The sequence below is a fragment of the Paraflavisolibacter caeni genome (assembly GCF_025628885.1).
Taxonomy (GTDB): Bacteria; Bacteroidota; Bacteroidia; order Chitinophagales; family Chitinophagaceae; genus Flavisolibacter; species Flavisolibacter caeni.
This window is the reverse complement of the sequence record NZ_JAOTIF010000010.1, coordinates 133,051-153,424: the sequence shown is the minus strand read 5'-3', so window position 1 is coordinate 153,424 and position 20,374 is coordinate 133,051. Positions and strand designations below refer to the sequence as shown.

Annotated in this window: 11 protein-coding genes and 1 pseudogene; all 12 read left to right on the top strand. The window is 43.4% G+C overall.

Going from position 1 to position 20,374, the window contains the following annotated elements:
• Window positions 1-55 precede the first annotated feature (55 nt).
• The 12 genes and pseudogenes from OCK74_RS13945 (at window position 56) to OCK74_RS13890 (ending at window position 20,324) form a co-directional block, all read left to right on the top strand.
• Complete coding sequence (locus OCK74_RS13945) at window positions 56-751, top strand: DUF4998 domain-containing protein (RefSeq protein WP_279297660.1); 696 nt, start codon at window positions 56-58, stop codon at window positions 749-751.
• 46 nt (window positions 752-797) lie between these two features.
• Window positions 798-1,241 carry a DUF4488 domain-containing protein gene (locus OCK74_RS13940; protein WP_279297659.1) on the top strand — a complete coding sequence of 148 codons (444 nt, stop codon included), beginning with the start codon at window positions 798-800 and terminating at the stop codon, window positions 1,239-1,241.
• A gap of 123 nt (window positions 1,242-1,364) precedes the next feature.
• Window positions 1,365-2,909 carry a glycosyl hydrolase family 28 protein gene (locus OCK74_RS13935; RefSeq protein ID WP_279297658.1) on the top strand — a complete coding sequence of 515 codons (1,545 nt, stop codon included), beginning with the start codon at window positions 1,365-1,367 and terminating at the stop codon, window positions 2,907-2,909.
• A 96-nt stretch (window positions 2,910-3,005) separates the two neighbouring features.
• The gene (locus OCK74_RS13930; protein WP_279297657.1) at window positions 3,006-4,664 is read left to right on the top strand and encodes an alpha-L-fucosidase; all 1,659 of its coding nucleotides are present in this window, start codon (window positions 3,006-3,008) and stop codon (window positions 4,662-4,664) included.
• Window positions 4,665-4,687: 23 nt separating this feature from the next.
• Window positions 4,688-9,553 carry a glycosyl hydrolase family 95 catalytic domain-containing protein gene (locus tag OCK74_RS13925; protein ID WP_279297656.1) on the top strand — a complete coding sequence of 1,622 codons (4,866 nt, stop codon included), beginning with the start codon at window positions 4,688-4,690 and terminating at the stop codon, window positions 9,551-9,553.
• Window positions 9,554-9,621: 68 nt separating this feature from the next.
• Window positions 9,622-11,070: a family 43 glycosylhydrolase gene (locus OCK74_RS13920; RefSeq protein ID WP_279297655.1), complete on the top strand. Its 1,449-nt coding sequence runs from the start codon at window positions 9,622-9,624 to the stop codon at window positions 11,068-11,070.
• A gap of 25 nt (window positions 11,071-11,095) precedes the next feature.
• Complete coding sequence (locus tag OCK74_RS13915; protein WP_279297654.1) at window positions 11,096-12,154, top strand: glycoside hydrolase 43 family protein; 1,059 nt, start codon at window positions 11,096-11,098, stop codon at window positions 12,152-12,154.
• Window positions 12,155-12,166: 12 nt separating this feature from the next.
• Window positions 12,167-12,703: pseudogene (locus tag OCK74_RS13910) on the top strand (beta-xylosidase family glycoside hydrolase); the annotation flags it as partial.
• A 213-nt stretch (window positions 12,704-12,916) separates the two neighbouring features.
• On the top strand, window positions 12,917-15,337 hold the full coding sequence (locus tag OCK74_RS13905) for a glycoside hydrolase family 31 protein (RefSeq protein ID WP_279297653.1): 2,421 nt from the start codon (window positions 12,917-12,919) through the stop codon (window positions 15,335-15,337).
• A 25-nt stretch (window positions 15,338-15,362) separates the two neighbouring features.
• Window positions 15,363-17,294, top strand: a complete 1,932-nt coding sequence (locus OCK74_RS13900) for a glycoside hydrolase family 97 protein (RefSeq protein ID WP_279297652.1) — start codon at window positions 15,363-15,365, stop codon at window positions 17,292-17,294.
• Window positions 17,295-17,329: 35 nt separating this feature from the next.
• The gene (locus tag OCK74_RS13895) at window positions 17,330-19,942 is read left to right on the top strand and encodes a glycoside hydrolase family 31 protein (RefSeq protein WP_279297651.1); all 2,613 of its coding nucleotides are present in this window, start codon (window positions 17,330-17,332) and stop codon (window positions 19,940-19,942) included.
• A gap of 253 nt (window positions 19,943-20,195) precedes the next feature.
• A complete protein-coding gene (locus OCK74_RS13890; RefSeq protein ID WP_279297650.1) occupies window positions 20,196-20,324 on the top strand; it encodes a hypothetical protein in 129 nt (42 codons plus the stop codon).
• Window positions 20,325-20,374 lie beyond the last annotated feature (50 nt).

Here is a 20,374-nt window from a genome sequence, read left to right as displayed (position 1 = left end):
TGGCAGCGGTACCTTATTACTGTACCGCTGCTAGTTCACTCACAATCATTACAAAATGAAAATAGCATTTGATAAAATAAACATGAGGAGGTTACCCGTTGTTTTTCTGGTAACTCTAACCCTTCTATCCTGTTCAAAATGGGATGATTTTAAAAAATATACTGCTGATGGAGAAATCCTGTATACTGGTAGACTAGACTCGATTTCAGTGTTTTCAGGTATGAACAGGATTCGCATCACCGGTAAGTTGAATGCAGACCCAAAGATCGTAGCTTTGAAAATCTTCTGGAATAATAAAGCGGATTCAGTAGCTTATGAAATTAAAAGAAGTAACGGAGCATTTTTTGATCAGACTTTTACAGTAGCTGAAGGTGTAAGAACCTTTACCATCTTTACGTATGATGCAGAAGGTAACTCTTCTGTTCCTGTAACGGTAACCGGGGTTTCTTATGGAGATTCCTATCGTCGAACGATCAATAACCGTTTGATTTCGTCCATTACCTATGTTGCGGCTACTGACAGTACGACAATAAATTGGGATGCTATTGATGTAAAAACAGCCTTACACACAGAGTTAAAGTATCCAAAAAATCCAGATGGTGATTCTGTGACGGTGATTACATCAGCAACAAATGCAAGAACTGGTTTAAAAGGATTCAATTATCAAACATCAAAGTTTACTTATAGAACCATATACCGTCCTGATTCTACCAGTATTGACACATTTGCCACTCAATATATTGTGCGGTAAAAGTTTTATCTGTACGCTTCTATCTCTTCAAACTAAAACTAATAAAATGAACAAGTACTTCCCAGTAATCTGCTTTGTGATTTTTTCTTTTTTGATATTGTCTTTTTCTAAAGACAATAGAAGTAATATCTCTAATTCTGCAATTGCCGGTTTTTGGGTTACTGGTAACCCGGCCGATCCGAATGCACCTTCCCATATGAAGGTATTTGAGGAAAACGGGAGTTATTATAATGTGGGTTTTGAAAAGGGAAACACAATTATGACACATAAAGGGGAGTATAAAATATTGGATGAGGGCCATTATAAAGAAAAAGTAACTCATCTGCGGTTTAACGCCAAATGGGATCTGAAGAATAAGGAGTTTGTTAATAGCTATGAGCTCAGTAAGGACAAGAAGTGGCTGGTGCTGAGCGGCGTTGTCTTTTCTAAAGATGGAAAGGATTCCCTGAAATGGTCACACACATATAGGAAAGTGGAGATCCCGGAATGATTTGACCTCAAGCGGACAAAACAGAACAATAGGAAAAGGGGTAGAAACTCCTTTTCCTATTACAACCTGGAAAATGAACTTAAGAATTAAACAGTGACGATAGTTGGTAAATAAACCTGCCCCATGGAATTACTCAGAATATTTTTTTTATATCCCATCGGAAAACTGGCAATTTTTAGAAGAGTCAGAGTCATTTGTTGTTTGTCAATGGTATTAACAACGGGTGTTACCTGTGCGCAGGTTGAGCAGATTGGGAATTTGAAGGCCTACCAGGCACCAGTTGGTGCATTATTAAATCACGATTTTCTTGTTAAGGTCCGACTTCCAGGCCAATCATGGCAAACTATTCCTACTTACCTTATTAAAGTTGACCAGGTGAAAGATGCGAAACACTCTACAGAAAATGCTTCGATGGCTTATTTTGATTTTTCAGGCGAAGTTGAAGTTGCGGTTAATTTCGTTAAGGGTAAGATTAAAAGTACACGCATTCGCCCATTATCATACAACATCAAACAGGTAACTGAAAACAACACGATACGGTTTAAGCTACGCAAACCTATGAACCTTTCTGTGGAGGTCAACGGTGATATTTTTCACAACCTTCACTTGTTCGCCAATCAGATTGACAATTTCAAGCCTGATAAAGCTGATACGAACATTATTTACTACGGGCCGGGAATGCATGAATTGCCGGGTGGAAGTTTGCACATTTCCTCAGGAAAGACCGTTTACTTAGCTGGCGGTGCGGTTCTAAAAGGGCAGCTATTGATCAATGATGCAAAAAATGTACGTGTACTGGGCAGTGGCATGGTGGATCAATCTGTGAAAATGGGTGTCCGCATAGCCAATTCAAGAAATGTGAGTGTTGAGGGCATCTTTTGTACCCAGTGTTTTACTGGCGGATCTGATAGTGTTGCCATCCGCAATGTAAAATCGGTAAGTTATTTCGGTTGGGGCGACGGAATGAATGTGATCAGTAGCAGTAACGTTTTAATCGATGGCGTGTTTAACAGAAATTCTGATGATTGTACAACTGTATATGGCACACGGTTAGGCTTTACCGGAAGTTCAAAAAACATAACCATGCGGAATTCAACATTGTGGGCGGATGTTGCCCACCCGATTTTGATTGGCACGCATGGAAATACGCCTGTTCCGGAAACGCTTGAGAACTTAAAGTATAGCAATATCGATATTCTGGATCATAAAGAAGCTCAATTAGATTACCAGGGCTGTATGAGCATCAATGCGGGAGATAACAACCTTGTGCGCAATGTTCATTTCGAAAATATTAGGGTAGAAGATTTCCGGCAGGGGCAACTTTTGAATCTTCGTGTTTTCTTCAACTCTAAATATTGTACTGCTCCAGGAAGAGGAATCGAAAACGTGCTGTTCAAAAATGTCACCTATAACGGAAATCATGCTGAACTATCCATAATCTCCGGCTATGACAAAGACAGGAAAGTAAAGAACATAATTTTTGAAAACCTGGTAATCAACGGAAAACCGATTACCGATGATATGAAAGGAAAACCAACATGGTACAAGACATCAGATATGGCTAGAATTTTTACAGGGGAATTTGTGGAAGGAATTGTTTTTCGTAAAGCCGGTTCAGAAGATGAAAACCTTACTCAATCGGTCCCAAATACAGCGAATACTCAATAGGTTTCCATGTTGTTTGCACAGCGTCAGTCTGTGATACGTCCCGGCGGGATTTGGCCTGATACTGAGGGCAATCATAAACTTCAATAAAATCAATTTATGGAAAGGCGAACATTGATTAAGGGAATGGCTGCTGCTATTCCTTCTTTTTGGTTATCCAGGGCATTAGGAAGTCATTATATATTTAGTGAGCAACACTTAGGTGAATCTATTGCAAAAGGGCCATTTAAGCCCACCTGGGATTCTTTACAGAATTACCAGACACCAGAGTGGTACCGAAATGCCAAATTTGGCATGTGGGCCCACTGGGGACCGCAGTGTCAGCCGGAAGCCGGCGACTGGTATGCCAGGGGTATGTACCTGGAAGGTTCCCGTCAGTATAAATACCATCTACAGAAATATGGCCATCCTTCAAAGTTTGGATTTAAAGATGTGATTCACGAGTGGAAAGCCGAGAAATGGGATCCGGAAGAACTTGTGGCATTGTACAAAAGTGTAGGTGCCCAATACTTTGTGGCTATGGCCAATCACCACGATAATTTCGATTTGTACAACAGCAAATACCAAAAGAACTGGAACGCAACGAAGATCGGACCCCAAAAAGACCTGATCGGCGGATGGGCCAAAGCTGCTAAAAAACAAGGTCTGCCCTTTGGCGTAAGCATACATGCTTCTCATGCCTGGAGTTGGTACGAAGTGGCACAACGTTCCGATAAAAGCGGACCATATGCAGGTGTGCCTTATGATGGCAATCTTACCAAGGCCGATGGCAAAGGAACATGGTGGGAGGGATTAGACCCGCAGGAACTGTATGCACAAAATCACCCGCTTAGTGAAAACAGCCATGATAACGGCAGGATACACAAGCAATGGAACTGGGGCAATGGCGTAGCGCAACCAACCAAAGCCTATATTGAAAAGTTCTTCAACCGCACGATTGACCTGATCAATCAGTATGAGCCGGATCTTCTTTATTTTGACGATTCGCAATTACCCATGTGGCCTGTTTCTGATGCCGGGCTACGTATTGCTGCTCACCTCTACAACAAAAGCATCAAAGATTATGGCCAGTTAAGAGCGGTAATTAACGGGAAAATACTGGACGAGGACCAGCGTAAGGCCATGGTGTGGGACATTGAAAGAGGACAGAGTAATAACATTGAGCCACTTCCCTGGCAAACCGATACCTGTATAGGTGGCTGGCACTATGAACGCGGAATATATGACCGTAATGGATACAAAAGCGCTAAAACCGTTATTCAGACGCTGGTGGATGTTGTAAGTAAAAATGGTAACCTGCTGTTGAATATTCCGGTACGGGGTGATGGTTCCATTGATGAAAAGGAAAGAAAGATAGTAGAAGAAATCGGCCGCTGGATAAATGCTAACAGCGAAAGTGTTTTTGGAACGAGACCATGGAAAATCTTTGGGGAAGGGCCAGCGCAACAAGCAGCCGCAGCCCTGACCGCTCAGGGTTTTAACGAAGGAAAGGGAAAGCCCTTCACCTCGGAAGATATCCGCTTTGTTACAAAAGGAGAAGCATTGTATGCTACTGCTTTGGGCTGGCCGGAAAACGGAAAGCTACTCATTAAAACTCTGGCCAAAGGAAGTGCAAACTATCCACAGGAAATTACAAGAGTGGAATGGGTGGCGAACAAACAACAATTATCCTTTGAAAGGACAGGGGATGGATTGGTAGTAAGTTTACCTGATATCAAACCAGAGGATTCTTTTGCTAACGTGGTTAAAATAGTTTGAGGTGGTTCTACAACAGAATTGATATGAAAATATTTCAAAGATTAATAGAGAAAACGCATACTAATTTCATTGTACATCTATTTCTTTTTTCGGGGTTTCCTTTTACTACACTCGCCCAGTCTACTTTAAAGTTATGGTACAATAAGCCTGCTACTCAATGGGTAGAGGCTTTGCCGGTAGGTAATGGACACATCGGAGGAATGATTTTCGGCGGGGTGGAAGAAGAACTCATCCAGCTCAATGAAAGTACCCTGTACAGCGGTGGCCCGGTAAAAAGAAACATCAACCCGGAAGCTCCTACTTACCTCCCGCAAATCAGAGAGGCCTTATTGAAAGAAGAAGACTATTCCAAGGCCAACCAGCTAGCCAGAAAAATGCAAGGTTTGTTTACCGAGTCTTATATGCCTTTGGGAGATCTTGTAATCAAGCAAAACTTTCAGGGGGCCACTCCTTCTGCTTATTACCGGGACCTGGATCTGCAAAAAGCCATTGCCACCACCCGCTTTACAGTAAACGGTATAGAATATAAGCGGGAAGTGATTGCCTCCGCACCCGCCAATGTGCTGTTGGTGCGCATTACAGCCAGCCGTAAAGGTGCTTTGAACTTTGATGTTTCTACCCAAAGCCAGTTGCGTTACCAGTTATCAATTCATGGTAGTAATGAACTGTTGGTCAATGGAAAAGCTCCGGCTCACGTGGATCCCAGATATTACAATCCCAAAGGCAGGGAGCCTGTGGTTTATGAAGACACCACTGGTTGTAACGGCATGCGTTTTCAGTATCGCATTAAAGCCATAAGCAAAGATGGTCAAGTGGTTGCCGATACCTCAGGGATACAGGTACGTGATGCCAGTGAAGTCGTTCTCTATGTAGCGGCCGCTACCAGCTTTAATGGGTTTGACAAATGTCCTGACAGCCAGGGAAAAGATGAAAAAGCAATGGCCGCTTCATTGATCAATAATGCCATTAAAAAAACTTATCCTTCTTTACTACAAGCACACACCGCAGACTATCAACATTATTTTAACCGTGTCTCCTTTACATTGAAAGACACGGCTGTAACTAACAGCAATCATAGCTTGCCTTCTGACGAGCGTTTACAGGCCTATTCCAAAGGCGCGTATGATCCAGAATTGGAGGCCTTGTATTTTCAGTTTGGCCGTTACCTGCTGATTTCTTCTTCCAGACCCGGCGGGCCGCCTGCCAACTTGCAGGGAATTTGGAACAAGGAATTAAGAGCACCCTGGAGTTCCAACTATACCATCAACATCAACACGCAAATGAACTATTGGCCCGCAGAGATGACCAATCTTTCGGAGATGCACCTGCCTTTACTCCACTGGATCAAAGGCCTGTCGGTAACGGGGGCCAACACCGCCAAAGAGTTTTACAGGGCCAATGGATGGGTAGCGCACCATAATTCAGAAATCTGGTGCACGTCCAATCCGGTAGGAGATGTGGGGGCAGGTGATCCTGTGTGGGCCAATTGGTATATGGGCGGTAACTGGCTTTGTCAGCATTTGTGGGAACATTATACTTTTACAAAAGACAAAAACTTTCTTGCTCAATATGCTTATCCTATTATGAAAGAAGCAGCAATGTTTTCATTGGATTGGCTGGTGGAAGATAAAGATGGTTATCTGGTTACTGCTCCTTCCACTTCACCTGAAAATAAATTCAGAGATAAGAACAGGAAACCACAATCTGTGTCGGTAGCCACCACAATGGATATGTCAATTATCTGGGATTTATTTACCAATCTCATTGATGCAAGTAATGTTTTGAAAGCAGATACCGCTTTTAGAAATATGCTGATCGAAAAAAGAAATAAACTATATCCGCTTCACATTGGCAGCAAAGGACAGTTGCAGGAATGGTATATGGATTTTGAAGAAACGGATCCATTGCACAGACATGCATCGCATTTATTCGGGCTTTATCCGGGAAGGCAAATATCAGCTAATCATACACCGGAATTTTTTGAGGCCGCTAGAAAATCATTGGAGATACGTGGAGATGCAGGTACGGGATGGAGCAGGGGGTGGAAAATTAACTGGTGGGCAAGGTTACTTAACGGTGATCATGCATACAAACTTTTAAGGCAGCTCTTAAATTACTCAGGCTCTGACAGTAAAGGTGGCGGTGGAACCTATCCGAATTTTTTTGATGCTCATCCGCCTTTCCAGATTGACGGAAATTTTGCAGGTACGGCGGGCATTACAGAAATGCTGTTGCAAAGTCATCTCGGTGAAATTCATCTTTTGCCTGCATTGCCATCTGCATGGAAAGAAGGATCGATAAAAGGATTAAAAGCAAGAGGAGCTTTTGAAATAAGCATCAATTGGGCAAATGGCTTATTATCAAATAGTGTTATCAAGTCATTACAAGGCGGAACGTGCGTTTTAAGAACAAATATGCCTGTAACGGTTAATGGCGTGAAAGCCAAGGTGAATGAAACTGGCAACGGATATCTTACAATTTTTGAAACACAAAAGGGGAAAGCTTATGATGTGATTGCTAACAATAGGATATATTATGACGGATCAAGTTTGAAAATTGAAGGAAAAGACTTCTTTATCTATAGTGCAGCATTTCACTATTTCCGGACTCCTAAGGAACTGTGGCGTGATCGTTTTATCAAAATTAAGGCAGCAGGGTTCAATACAATCGAAACATATATACCGTGGAATTTGAGTGAATTAAATATGCCCAGGGATATAAATGATTATTCCCAAATTGATTTTACCGATTTGAAGGAATGGCTGGACATGGCACAAAACGAATTCGGTTTTTACACCGTATTACGTCCCGGGCCATTTATTTGTGCAGAGTTTGCCGGGGGCGGTTATCCCCGCTGGTTAGCAAAATATCGCCCGGATGACGTTAAGGATTTCTGGTTGCGAAGCGCTGACCCTCGATACCTGGACTGGTGCGACCACTGGTATAAAGCAATTTGCAAACTGATAGCTAAAGAGCAAATTACAGCGAAGCCCAAAGGGAAGAAGGGTGTTATATTAATGCAAATCGAGAATGAATATGACTATCACAAAACGAACAACAAGGTATATGCTTTACAACGCATGTACAAGGCTGCTGTTCATGCAGGGGTAGATATCCCAATATTTACCTGTATGACTACGGAAAGCCGTGGTAGCAGGGACAGTCTGTTGTCTCAGGTGTTTGATTGTGATAATTATTATGTGGGAAAAAAAGATGCCATTACCTGTGCAAAGAGAATGGAAGACCTAAAACTGAAACAGCCGAATGCTCCGGGTTTTGTAACCGAATTGCAAGGCGGTTGGTTTTCGACTGTTAAAGGGGCATTAAGCGAAGAGCATTATTCCGACGACAAACATTTTTATGCATTAGGGATGATGTCCATCCTTGGTGGTTCAACAGGTATATTCCCGTATGTTTTTGTTGGGGGGACTCATTTTGCCGGCTGGGGTGCCCGCGGGCAAACCACTTCTTATGATTACAATGCTGCGATCCGGGAAAACGGAGCCTTATCCCCCAAGTATTACGCTGCCCGCAACCTGGGTCATTTTATCAAAACCTATGGTTCCCTGTTGATCCATTCACGGGGAGGTGTTTGTGTCATTCAAAATATCCCGTTCGAAGTGGCAGGCGGAATCCGTGTTGCACAGAATGGAACCAGGTTTGTCTTTTTGCATAACAGTTCGGCGCAGAGAGCCTCCGGAACGATGCTGATTCAGCCGGATAAAAGCGCTGACGCCGGTAAGCCAATGTACAATTTTGATCAGAACGAAAACAAGGTATTGATTCATCTGAACACAAGTAAAAATGCGGCTTTAGCCGGATTAGCCGATTTAAGCATTAACTATAGCCTGGAGCCGATGGAAACAAAGGTTTTGATCATTGCTTCGGGTTCAAATCCGGATCAGGGGAAGTGGTGGACGTACCAAAGTCCGGAAATGGAAAAGCAACAACCTGTTGTGGTGCGGATAAAAGAAGTTCAGAAGTGTGATGAAGATTTTAAAGCCAGATGGCAGCCGCTAAAGGAAGGTGTTTCACTTCCCGAGGTGGGAATCAATGACGTCAGGTATGTACTTTATCGTTCCCATTTCAAATTAACTCCGGAGGAAGCCGGGAAATATCAGCACTTGCTTTTTAATACTTTCTCCAGGGATATTATCAATGTCCAGGTTAATGGCAAGCTGGCTCAGCGGGAATACCCTTCAGAAACCTGGGCTGCCGAAGTTACCAGGCCAAGAGATAAATCCTTCACCTTCATTAAAGAAACAGATTACCTGAACCGTTTTGATGTAAAAAGTTTGTTGCATCCGGGCGAAAATGAAATTGTATTGGTATATGAAAATATCGGGCACGAGCATGGCTATTTTCCGATGGAAGAGCTGTGTGGTATTCGGGTAGCGGGTTTGGGCCAGGCGGACTCGGCCTTGCTGAAAAAACTAAACTGGCAGGTGTCCAGAGATTTAGCCGGGGTACAAAATGGCTTTACCCGGCCCTCGTTCAAGCCGCGCAAGTGGCAGACCATTTCATTAGATACGTTGAGTAATATCGCTCGTAAAGGGAACAATATTCAGCCTAAAGGAAAGCAGGATGCAATGTTTACCTGGTACAGAGCCGAATTTAAGTTGCCTGAGGGTGCTACAATCAATAATACATGGAGGTTACTCATTAATGCTTCGGGAAACGGGTATATCTATGTGAACGGTCATAATATTGGTCGACATTGGGAGGCCGGCCAGCAAAGGGAATATTATATCCCTGAATGCTGGCTTCATTCAGGAAATAAACCTAACGTCATTGTAATGGGCTTACGCCAGACCGTAAATGGTGCTGTTATCAAGGCTATGGAAGTAGCTTCCGATACAAATAATGCCGTATCAATGAATAGCTGGTGATTTTTGCTACGCCGGTCAGGCACAACTAATTGTAAACTAATAATTGTAAACTAATTGAATTAGAAAAAATGAAAACTACTATTAAAGCATTGCCTTTTTCGGAAAAAAGAACAGCGTTCACTCCTGTTACAATCAAAGCATTATTGCACTGCTTTTTATTACTTTTTGTTCTTTCCCTAAAAGCCCAGAGGGAAAATCCCTTCGGCAATGCGCTGATCCCTGATATGATTGCAGATGCCAGTATCCAGGAGATCAATGGAACGTTTTACTGTTATGCCACAACCGATGGATATGATCAGGGTTTAGCCACCTCGGGGCCCCCGGTAGTCTGGAAGTCGAAAGATTTTGTGCACTGGAGTTTTGCCGGGTTTTATTTTCCCTCGGCAGTGGGACATAAATACTGGGCTCCCAGCAAGGCTATTGCCGCTAATGGCAAATATTATATTTATCCAACGGTCAATGGTTTTATGTATCCGGCTGTTGCTGGTTCACCTGATGGACCTTTTCAACTGGCAAAAGGTGTAGACACTTTTTCTAGATCCTTTACTTCGGCGACTTTATTACAATCCAAAGATCCCAAAGGTCCGGCCGGTATCGATGCAGAAATTTTTATCGATGATGATGGGCAGGCTTATGTTTTCTGGCAGCGCAGGTGGGCGGCTAAACTGAACCCGGATAAGGTTACGGTAGATACCGCCTCCATCATTAAAATTGCTACAAAGCGGGAAGGGTATTCGGAAGGCCCCATCTTTTTTAAACGAAAAGGCATCTACTACTACCTCTACACCCTGGGTGGGGATGAAAAATACCAGTATGCTTATGGTATGAGCAAAACCTCACCACTGGGACCCTTCGACTTTCCTAAAAACGATATTATTGCCACGACCAATTACGAACGTCAAGTATTTGGTCCGGGCCATGGTTGTGTGTTTAACGTGCCGGGCACCGATGATTACTATTTTGCGTATTTGGAGTTTGGCCGCAGGAGCACCAACCGGCAAACCTATGTGAACAAGCTGGAATTTAATGAAGACGGAACCATTCGTCCGGTGGATCTAACGCTCAATGGCGTAGGCGCTCTTCACGCTGTACCGCACAAAAAAAGGATCCAGGTTGTCAACTCAAAAGCCTCCAGTGTGCGCTCCGATCTGATCATTAAGCGTAATCAAGATTCTTTGTTTCAAAGAACAGAATCCTTTTCATCGCAGTTTGCTTTCGATGCGGCCAACGGCTCCAGGTGGATGGCTGCTCCGGAGGACACAGCTTCTTGGATCGTGGCCGATTTGGGTAAGGCAAGGCATATCAAAGGCAGTGAAGTGTATTTTGTCCGTCCCACAGCAGGACATGCGCATGTGCTGGAGTATTCCGCCAATGGCAAAACATGGAAGCCCTGTGGCGGGCATCCGCAGGTAATGATTCAATCGCCACATATTGACAATTTGAATATTAAAGCCCGCTATTTAAGAGTAAGAATAGTAAGGGGTGTTCCTGGTGTTTGGGAGTGGCATATTTATTAAAAAGTAAACAACATTTATTTGAAGCATGATTCAGTTCAGATTGTTATTGCCCTTATTTTGTTTGCAACTGGCAAGTTTAGGCTTAAAGGCGCAAATGTCCGGAAAGTGGGGCGACCAGGGCAATGGCACTTATGTGAACCCGGTGCTTCCTGGCGATTTTAGCGACCTTGATGCCATCCGTGTGGGGGAGGATTATTATGCCATCTCTTCTACCATGCAGTTTTCCCCCGGCATGGTGGTGCTGCATTCCAAAGACCTGGTGAACTGGGAAATCATCGGCCATGTGGTGGATGATCTTACCCGCATCAGTCCACAGTTGAACTGGGACCGGATGAATTGTTACGGCAAGGGCATCTGGGCGGGCTCCATCAGGTATTATAAAAATAAGTTCTGGGTATATTTTGGTACACCGGATGATGGCTTTTTTATGAGTTCGGCCACCAATCCTGCAGGACCCTGGGAGCCTGTGCATCAACTCTGGAAGGTAAGGGGATGGGACGACTGCTGTTCGTTTTGTGATGACGATGGCCAGTTATATTTTATTGCCACCAATTTTGCCCTTGATCCGAAAAGCAATAAAAAGTACAACATTCATTTATTTAAAATGACACCTGATGGGAAAAGCCTGATCATGGAATCGGACTCCATTATCCATCAGTCACAGGGCAGTGAAGCCAATAAGCTGTATAAGATCAACGGACTGTATTACCACTATTTCAGTGAAGTGAAACCGGAAGGGCGGGTGATCATGATGGAACGTTCGAAAAATATTTACGGTCCCTGGGAGATCAGGCAATTAAACCATGTAGATCAAAAGATTGATAGAGAGCCGAACCAGGGCGGACTTATGCAAATACCGTCAGGAAGGTGGTATTTTTTCACCCATCATGGCAATGGAAATTGGGAAGGGCGCCCTGCCAGTCTATTGCCAGTTCACTGGATTGATGGATGGCCGATCATTGGCGAAGTAGGTGCTGACACCATAGGCCGCATGGTTTGGAGTGGAGCAAAACCGATATCATCTAAAAGGAAGATTTCCATTCAAAGCAGTGATGCGTTCAAAACCAACAGGCTAAACGTTTAATGGGAATGGAACTATCAACCACGAGCAGACAAATGGTCTTTAACAGAGCGCAGGGGGGTTCTTCGATTGTATGCTTTTACGCCTATTCATTCAAACAATAAAAGAAGCGTTATACTCCGGGCAGGAAACACCCTCACACAACGCAGTATGCGTACGTCTTCCAATGTTGCAACCGTGAAAATAGACATTAGCCAAATGGCTGAAGGTCAATTTGCCGGACTGACCTATTTTTCCACCACCACCTATAGCTTATTGGGCATCAAACAGGAAAAGGGCATCCGGACTTTGGTGTATGACAACAATGGAAAGGATACTTCAGGAATAAGGGTGCACGGAAAATCGATCTGGCTGCGATCCACCTGGGATGCAGGCGGCATTAGTCGTTATGCTTTTAGTATTGATGGTAAGTCTTATCAACCTTTTGGGAGCACTTATCAATTGACCTGGGGCAGCTACCGGGGGGACCGCATTGGAGTTTTTAATTTCAATTGTAAAGAAGATAAGGGGTATGTAGATGTTGACTGGTTTCGAAATGATTACGGGAAGTGATCATGGATGGTGCTTTGGAAAATGTCGGATTTGGATAAAACAAAGTCTTTTTCATGCAGTGGTACAGACGGGTAGCTGATCTAAATTTGTTCAAAGCAATTCGCCCTTTTCCATGCGCACAATAAAAACTCATTTTATGAATAAATTCCTGACCGAAACTAAATTTTCCAAGTTAGGTTTGGAGCTGAATTGCAAAATAATAAAATCAAAAAGATGGCGAAATGCAGTGTTTATACATTTTTGTTTATACTCCTTTTTACAGGCATAAATAGCAGTGCACAGTCTTACCAAAAAACGGACCTGGGGGTTAAGATCTCAATTAAGGGTAGAGAATTAGAGATGCAGGTTTACAGCCCCAGCATCATCAGGGTGATAAAATCGCCAGCCAGAAGCAGCCTAAACAAAGAGAGCCTTACTGTTATAAAAAAGCCTGGAAAAACAACCTTCAGTGTTCAACAACAAGGCGATGTGCTTTATCTGAAAACGAATCAGCTAAATGTGAACCTGAATATGAATTCCGGAGCCATTATTTATTATTCCCATTCGGGAGACCAGCTTTTAAAAGAAAAGGAAGAAGGTGTTATGTTTACTCCCTTTAATGATGCCGGCAACCAGACCTACAAGGTTTCCCAAGCATTTCAATTGGATCATGATGAATCTATCTACGGGTTGGGCCAGCAACAGGGGGGTAAAATGGTGCAACGCAATCTTTCGCTGAATATGGTGCAGGGGAATACGGATGATTATATTCCCTTTTTTCAATCCGTAAAAGGATACGGTATCTATTGGGATAATTATTCGCCAACCCAGTTTGTTGATAATAAAGAAACTACGTCTTTCACATCTGAAGTAGGAGAAAGTATTGATTATTATTTTATGTATGGCGGCAATGCCGATGGTGTGATTGCCTGCATGCGGGATCTGTCGGGGCAAGCACCCATGTTTCCTTTATGGACGTATGGTTTCTGGCAAAGTAAAGAACGCTATAAAAGCCAGGATGAATTAGTAGATGTCATAAAGCAATACCGCAAATTAAAAGTTCCCATTGATGGTATTATCCAGGACTGGCAGTATTGGGGTAATAATTACCTGTGGAATGCCATGGAGTTTTTGAACGCTGATTTTCCCAATCCGCAGAAAATGGTGAATGATGTGCACAACCTGAATGCACACATGATCATATCTATCTGGAACTCATTTGGCCCGCATACAAAACAATACCGGGAGTTAGATAAAATAAATGCACTTTTCAATTTTACCACCTGGCCCCAGTCCGGTTCTGAAAAATGGCCGCCGAACAGGGATTATCCCTCTGGGGTAAGGGTGTATGATCCCTACAATCCGGAAGCTAGAAATATTTATTGGAACTACTTAAGCAAAATGCATTCGCTTGGGTTGGATGGCTGGTGGATGGATTCCTCAGAGCCTGACCATCTTGATTTTAAGCCCTCTGACTTAGACAATAAAACTTACCTGGGTTCCTTCAGGAAAGTACGGAATGCTTTTCCTTTAATGACAGTGGGTGGGGTTTACACCCATCAGCGCAGAGTTGATTCCAGTAAAAGAGTGTTTATTTTAACACGTTCCGCCTTTGCAGGCCAGCAAAGGTATGGTGCCAATACCTGGTCGGGAGATGTAACAGCATCATGGAAAGCATTAAGGAACCAGATATCTGCAGGATTGAATTTTTCACTCACAGGCATTCCTTACTGGAATAGTGATATTGGCGGATTTTTCCTGTCAAGATACCCTAGGAAATTAGAGGATCCGGAATACCGGGAGTTGTATGTGCGCTGGCTGCAATTTGGTACCTTCTGTCCAATGATGCGTTCACATGGTGCTGATGCTCCACGCGAGATTTACCAGTTTGGGCAAAAAGGAAGTAAGTATTATGATGCTATTGAGAAGTTCATCCATCTGCGTTACCGGTTATTGCCCTATATCTACTCTGCATCATGGGAGGTAACGGCAAATCAATCAAGTATGATGCGGGCACTCATGATGGATTTTGCAAAAGATAAACAAGCATTAGATATCAATGACCAATTTATGTTCGGTAGATCACTTTTGGTAAGCCCTGTTACAGAAGCTATGTATATAAAACCTGGTACGGGCGGGCAAGGTTCCATGCAAGAGGAAGACTTCAGTTCCGTAAAATCTAAAGAAACCTATTTGCCTGCTGGTACGGATTGGTATGATTTCTGGACCGGAGAAAAACTTTCCGGAGGGAATAAAGTAAGCAAGCAAACTCCACTGGATATGATTCCTCTTTATGTAAAAGCCGGTTCTATTATACCTGTTGGTCCCGAGGTTCAATTTGCTGAAGAGAAGAAATGGGATGACCTGGAGATACGTGTATATCCAGGGGCTAATGGTGAATTTGTACTGTATGAAGATGAGAAGGATAATTACAATTATGAGAAAGGGGTTTATGCTACCATCACGTTTCATTGGGATGATAAAAAGAAGACTTTAATCATTGGTGACAGAGCGGGGGCTTTCCCCGGCATGCTTGCAAGCAGAAAGTTCAATATAGTAATTATCAATACTGATAAAGGCGTTGGAGAAAATACAGCTAGTGAATCTGATAAAGTAATAACCTATACTGGAAAAAAAGTTGCCTTTAAATTCTAAAGAAAACATAACAGTAAATATTGTAATGAAGTCAACAATTGTTTCAGTTCTTTTTTGTGCACTCAGTTCATGCATTGCATCTGCCCAGAAGCTAACGGTTCAATCACCCAATCAAAAAATTAATGTCGCACTTTTCTGTCAGCAAAATGGCGATGTTGGTGAATGGTACATCAAAGCGTCGTACAATAACAATGTAAAAACGTCGGAAGCGCTTCCTCGTATCGACCTGGGACTGTCGAGAAGCGACCAGGATTTTTCGAAAGAGCTGAAATTCATCAAGGCCGGTAAACCCCTGTTCATTCAAGAACAATATACTGTTCTGCATGGCAAAAAATCCGTGTGCAGCAACTCGGCCAATGAAGTAACTGTTTCACTTGAAAACCCCTCTAAAGCCAAATTGAACATCATCATCAGGGCCTACAATGATGGTATTGCCTTCCGTTATGAGTTCCCGGAAAAGCAGGGATCTTTTGTGGTCAAGGATGAACTCACTGCTTATACAATTCCTGCAGAAACCATGCGGTGGATGGAAAAATGGAATCCTGCCAATGAAGGTCTGTATACAGCTATGAGTGGGGATAAGGTGCAACAGCAGCAGTGGGGTTACCCGGCGCTGTTCCAGTTAAAAGACAGTGCCTGCTGGTTCCTGTTGCACGAATCGGAGGTGAACCAGAGTTATTGTGGTTCCAAGTTGAGTAATCTTGAGGAGGGATCAAAATATAAAATCACCTTCCCCAACCCAAAAGATGGTAGAGGAATGGGCGCATCAACGCCTACCATTACCCTTCCCTGGAAGTCTCCCTGGCGTGTGATCATCATGGGCAGCCTTTCAGATATCGTATCCTCAACTTTGGTGGATGATGTGGCTACGCCTTCTGTTGTCAAAAATACCAGTTGGATCCAACCAGGCCTGGTGTCCTGGAATTACTGGTCCAGCAACCATGGTACAAAAGATTATAAAACAGTTACCGCATTTGCCGACCTGGCAGCCGACATGAACTGGCCCTATACGCTTTTGGACTGGGAATGGGATGCCATGTCCAATGGCGGCACAGTTGAAGACGCCGCCAGGTATATTGTATCCAAAGGTGTGAAGCCTTTGATCTGGTACAATTCAGGTGGCAACCATACCTGGGTATCCTCCACGCCCAAAGACCGCATGCTGACCCACGAAAGCCGGGTGGAGGAATTTACCAAACTCAAAAATTTGGGATTTGCCGGGGTGAAGATCGATTTTTTTGAAAGTGAGAAACAGGACATGATCAAGTATTACCTGGATATACTGGAAGACGCAGCTCCATTCCAGATGTTAGTTTATTTCCATGGCTGCCTGGTGCCCAGGGGCTGGTCCAGGACCTACCCGCACCTGATGACCTATGAAGGCGTCCGGGGTGCCGAGTGGTACAACAACGGACCGGAATTTACCACGACAGCTCCCGAGCATAATACCATTCTTCCCTTTACCCGTAATGTAGTGGGCCCTATGGATTATACCCCCGTGACCTTTACCAATTCGCAGTTTCCGCATTTGACCTCCTATGGACACGAGCTGGCGTTGAGCGTCTTGTTTGAGTCGGGTTTGCAACACCTGGCGGACCGGCCGGAGGGTTATTATGAATTAAACGATGCTGCTAAAGCTTTCCTCAAAGTGGTTCCTAATGCCTGGGATGAGACCAGGTTATTAGAAGGCTATCCCGGCCGGGATGTGCTGATGGCCCGTCGGAAAGGAGCTGCATGGTACCTTGGATGCATCAATGCTGAAATCAGGGAAAAAAGAAAAACAATCAGGTTTGATTTTTTACCAACAGGAGTAAAGTATAAGCTGACCTTAATAGCCGATGGCGACCATGATAAAAGTTTTTCTACTCAATACAGAGTAGTTGATAAGGCTGGTGCCATTGATGTCAGAATGCTGCGCCGGGGTGGGTTTGCCGCTTCTTTAATACCCATACCGTAGTGCGAATTATTAAAAAATATATATCAAACAGAACTATGAAATCAAAAATACTTTTATTAATTGCATTGATACCTGCCATAGTAAGGGGGCAGGTTTATCAAAAGCACAGTTTACAACAAGACCGGCTTTCCATTCAGTTATCCGAAGGCTTGCTGCATATTGTCCCTTTATCCGAAAATGCGATCAGAGTACAATGGCAAAAAGAAGAGATGAAAGAGACACATGAATTTGTATTGATCAATAAACATCCGGTTCCTGCATTTCAATATTCAGAGACTCCATCAAAATTAAAGCTCAGTACTAAACAGGTTACTGTGCTTTTTGATAAAAACACTGGCAATATTGATTTTATTGATCAAACAGGCAAAGTCTTTTTAAGTGAAAAAGCCGGGAGCAGGAAATTGATACGGGATTCTATCCAGGGTGAACCCTGTTTTATTGCGGAACAAAGTTTTGATTCCCCTGCTGATGAATATTTGTATGGATTGGGGCAGTTCCAGGATGGACAGTATAACTTAAGAAATGTCAGCCGTAAACTGATACAGGTAAACTCACAGATCGCCATTCCTTTTCTGTACTCGAGCAGGGGATATGGGATTTTATGGCATCAGTATGGCCTCACGGATTTCAACCCTGCCGATCATGTGATCGCACTTTCAAAAAAAGATACAGCAACTGGTGGAAAGCAGGAGGCAGAAGTAACCACAACCACGGGTACACAAAGGGTTTCCCAGCAACAATCATTATACACTGGGAAATTTAGTGTTGATAAAGATGGTGCATATACCATGATGCTGGACCTGGGAGGCATGGATAGCCGTCACTTAGTAACCATAGATGGTACTCCTCATATAGACCAGTCAAACTTATGGCTCCCTCCGGCTGTTGGAAAAATGATCCATTTAAAGGCCGGGGAACACACCGTACAAGTGGTATGCAGGACATCAAATACGCCAAAATTATCGTGGAAAAAGGCAGGCAATGAAACCACTTTCCGCTCTCCCCATGCAAAATCACTGGATTATGTGATCTTCTATGGGAAAAATGCGGATGAGGTGATTGCTGATTATCGTAATTTATCTGGGAATGTACCCATGCTGCCTTTGTGGGCTTACGGATTCTGGCAGTGCCGCGAACGATATACATCCGGCAAGCACCTGGTTGAAACCGTAAAAGAGTTCAGAAAGAGAAAACTGCCCATGGATGTGATTGTCCAGGACTGGCAATATTGGGGTAAATACGGATGGGGTGTGCCGAAATTTGATGAAACAAACTATCCAAACCCTGACAAGTTTATCCAGCAATTGCATGATCTGAATGCTCACTTCTCTGTTTCGGTTTGGGAAAACCTGGATAAAAACTCTGATGTTGCTAAAGACTATATTTCCAAAAACCTGTACATTCCCAATAGTCCCTGGATTGACATCTACAACCCGGAAACCCGGCAAACGCATTGGAATGCTATAAACAAAAACCTGTTTCAAAATGGCGTTGACTCCTGGTGGATGGATGCCACTGAACCGGAAAATGATGCATTGGCAGGAAAGCAGACTTATTTTGGACCAGGCAACTTCTACAGGCTTACCTACCCGCTATTTGTCAGTAAGGCAATTTATGAGGGGCAGCGGAAAACGAACCCCCAAAAAAGGGTTGCCATCCTGACCCGTTCTGCTTTTGCCGGCCAACAGCGTTATGGTACGATCAACTGGTCCGGGGATATTGGCTGGGATTGGGATACATATAAAAGGCAGATTGTTGCCGGGCTCAATTACTCATTAACCGGGATGCCTTATTGGACCACAGATATCGGTGGCTTTTTCCGTCCCGGCCGTTCCCAATATACGGATGAAAAATACCATGATCTGCTTACCCGCTGGTTTCAATGGGGCACCTTTAATACTATATTCCGCATGCACGGATACCAGACAGAAACAGAACCCTGGAAGTATGGAGATACTGTTGAAGCTAATATGCGCCGCATGCTTGAGCTCCGTTACCGGCTGCTGCCTTATATCTACTCAGAGGCATGGCAGGTATCCAGCAAAGGCTCTACCATGATGCGCCCTTTGGTGATGGATTTCAAAAAGGATACAGCGGCCATGGGGCAACCTTACCAATACATGTTTGGTAAATCTTTTCTTGTAGCGCCCATCACTGAGCCAGGTGTCTCCACATGGAATGTTTATTTACCTAAAACAACTGCCTGGTACGACTTCTGGACGGGCAAGCGTTTTGTAGGCGGACAAACCTTACCTGTTGCTGCGCCGAAGGACAGGATACCGGTTTTTGTAAAAGCCGGTTCTATTGTTCCAATGGGTAAATTTTTACAGTACTCGTCAGAAAAAACAATAGATACATTGGAAATAAGAATCTATGCCGGGGCTGATGGCCATTTCAATTTGTACAGTGATGAAGGGGATAATTATAATTATGAAAAAGGCAATTATGTCCTGGTCCCATTTCAGTGGAACGAACAAAAGCAAACGCTTACGATTGGAAAACGGCAGGGAATATATCCTGGAGCACTGCAGCAATATATATTCAACATTGTTCTGGTAAAGGAGTCACAAGGACATGGAATCAAAATGAGCCCGGCTACCAAGAAAGTAATTTATAAAGGTGAAAAGACCAAAGTGGTAGTAAAGTGACCTTTCAACTGATTTATGTATAAATCTTAAAATAATGAAGAAACATTTCTTGAACTTCATTGCCGTTTTTACTGTATTGGTCAATCTGGTGAACGCACAACCTCCTGAAAAGCAAGTTCCGCAGGGCTTTGACTCTTTTTGATCAGAAATTGCCAATGGAAGGGATGGAAGATATAGCTTACATTAATTGTAAAATCATGCTCTCAAAATTTGATGAATTGCATCAAAGTTCGTCTACGTTGATAAACTGACATTGATCGCAGATGGACAACACGACAATGAGTTTACAACAAAATACTTGGTGGTGGATCAATCCGGTTCTGTGGATGTCAGGATGCTGCGCCGGGGTGGTTTTGCTGCAGTCTTGAAACTGTTACAATAACATGTTAGTCAAATTTACAGCCCCTATGATGTGAAGCTGAAGCGGATGAC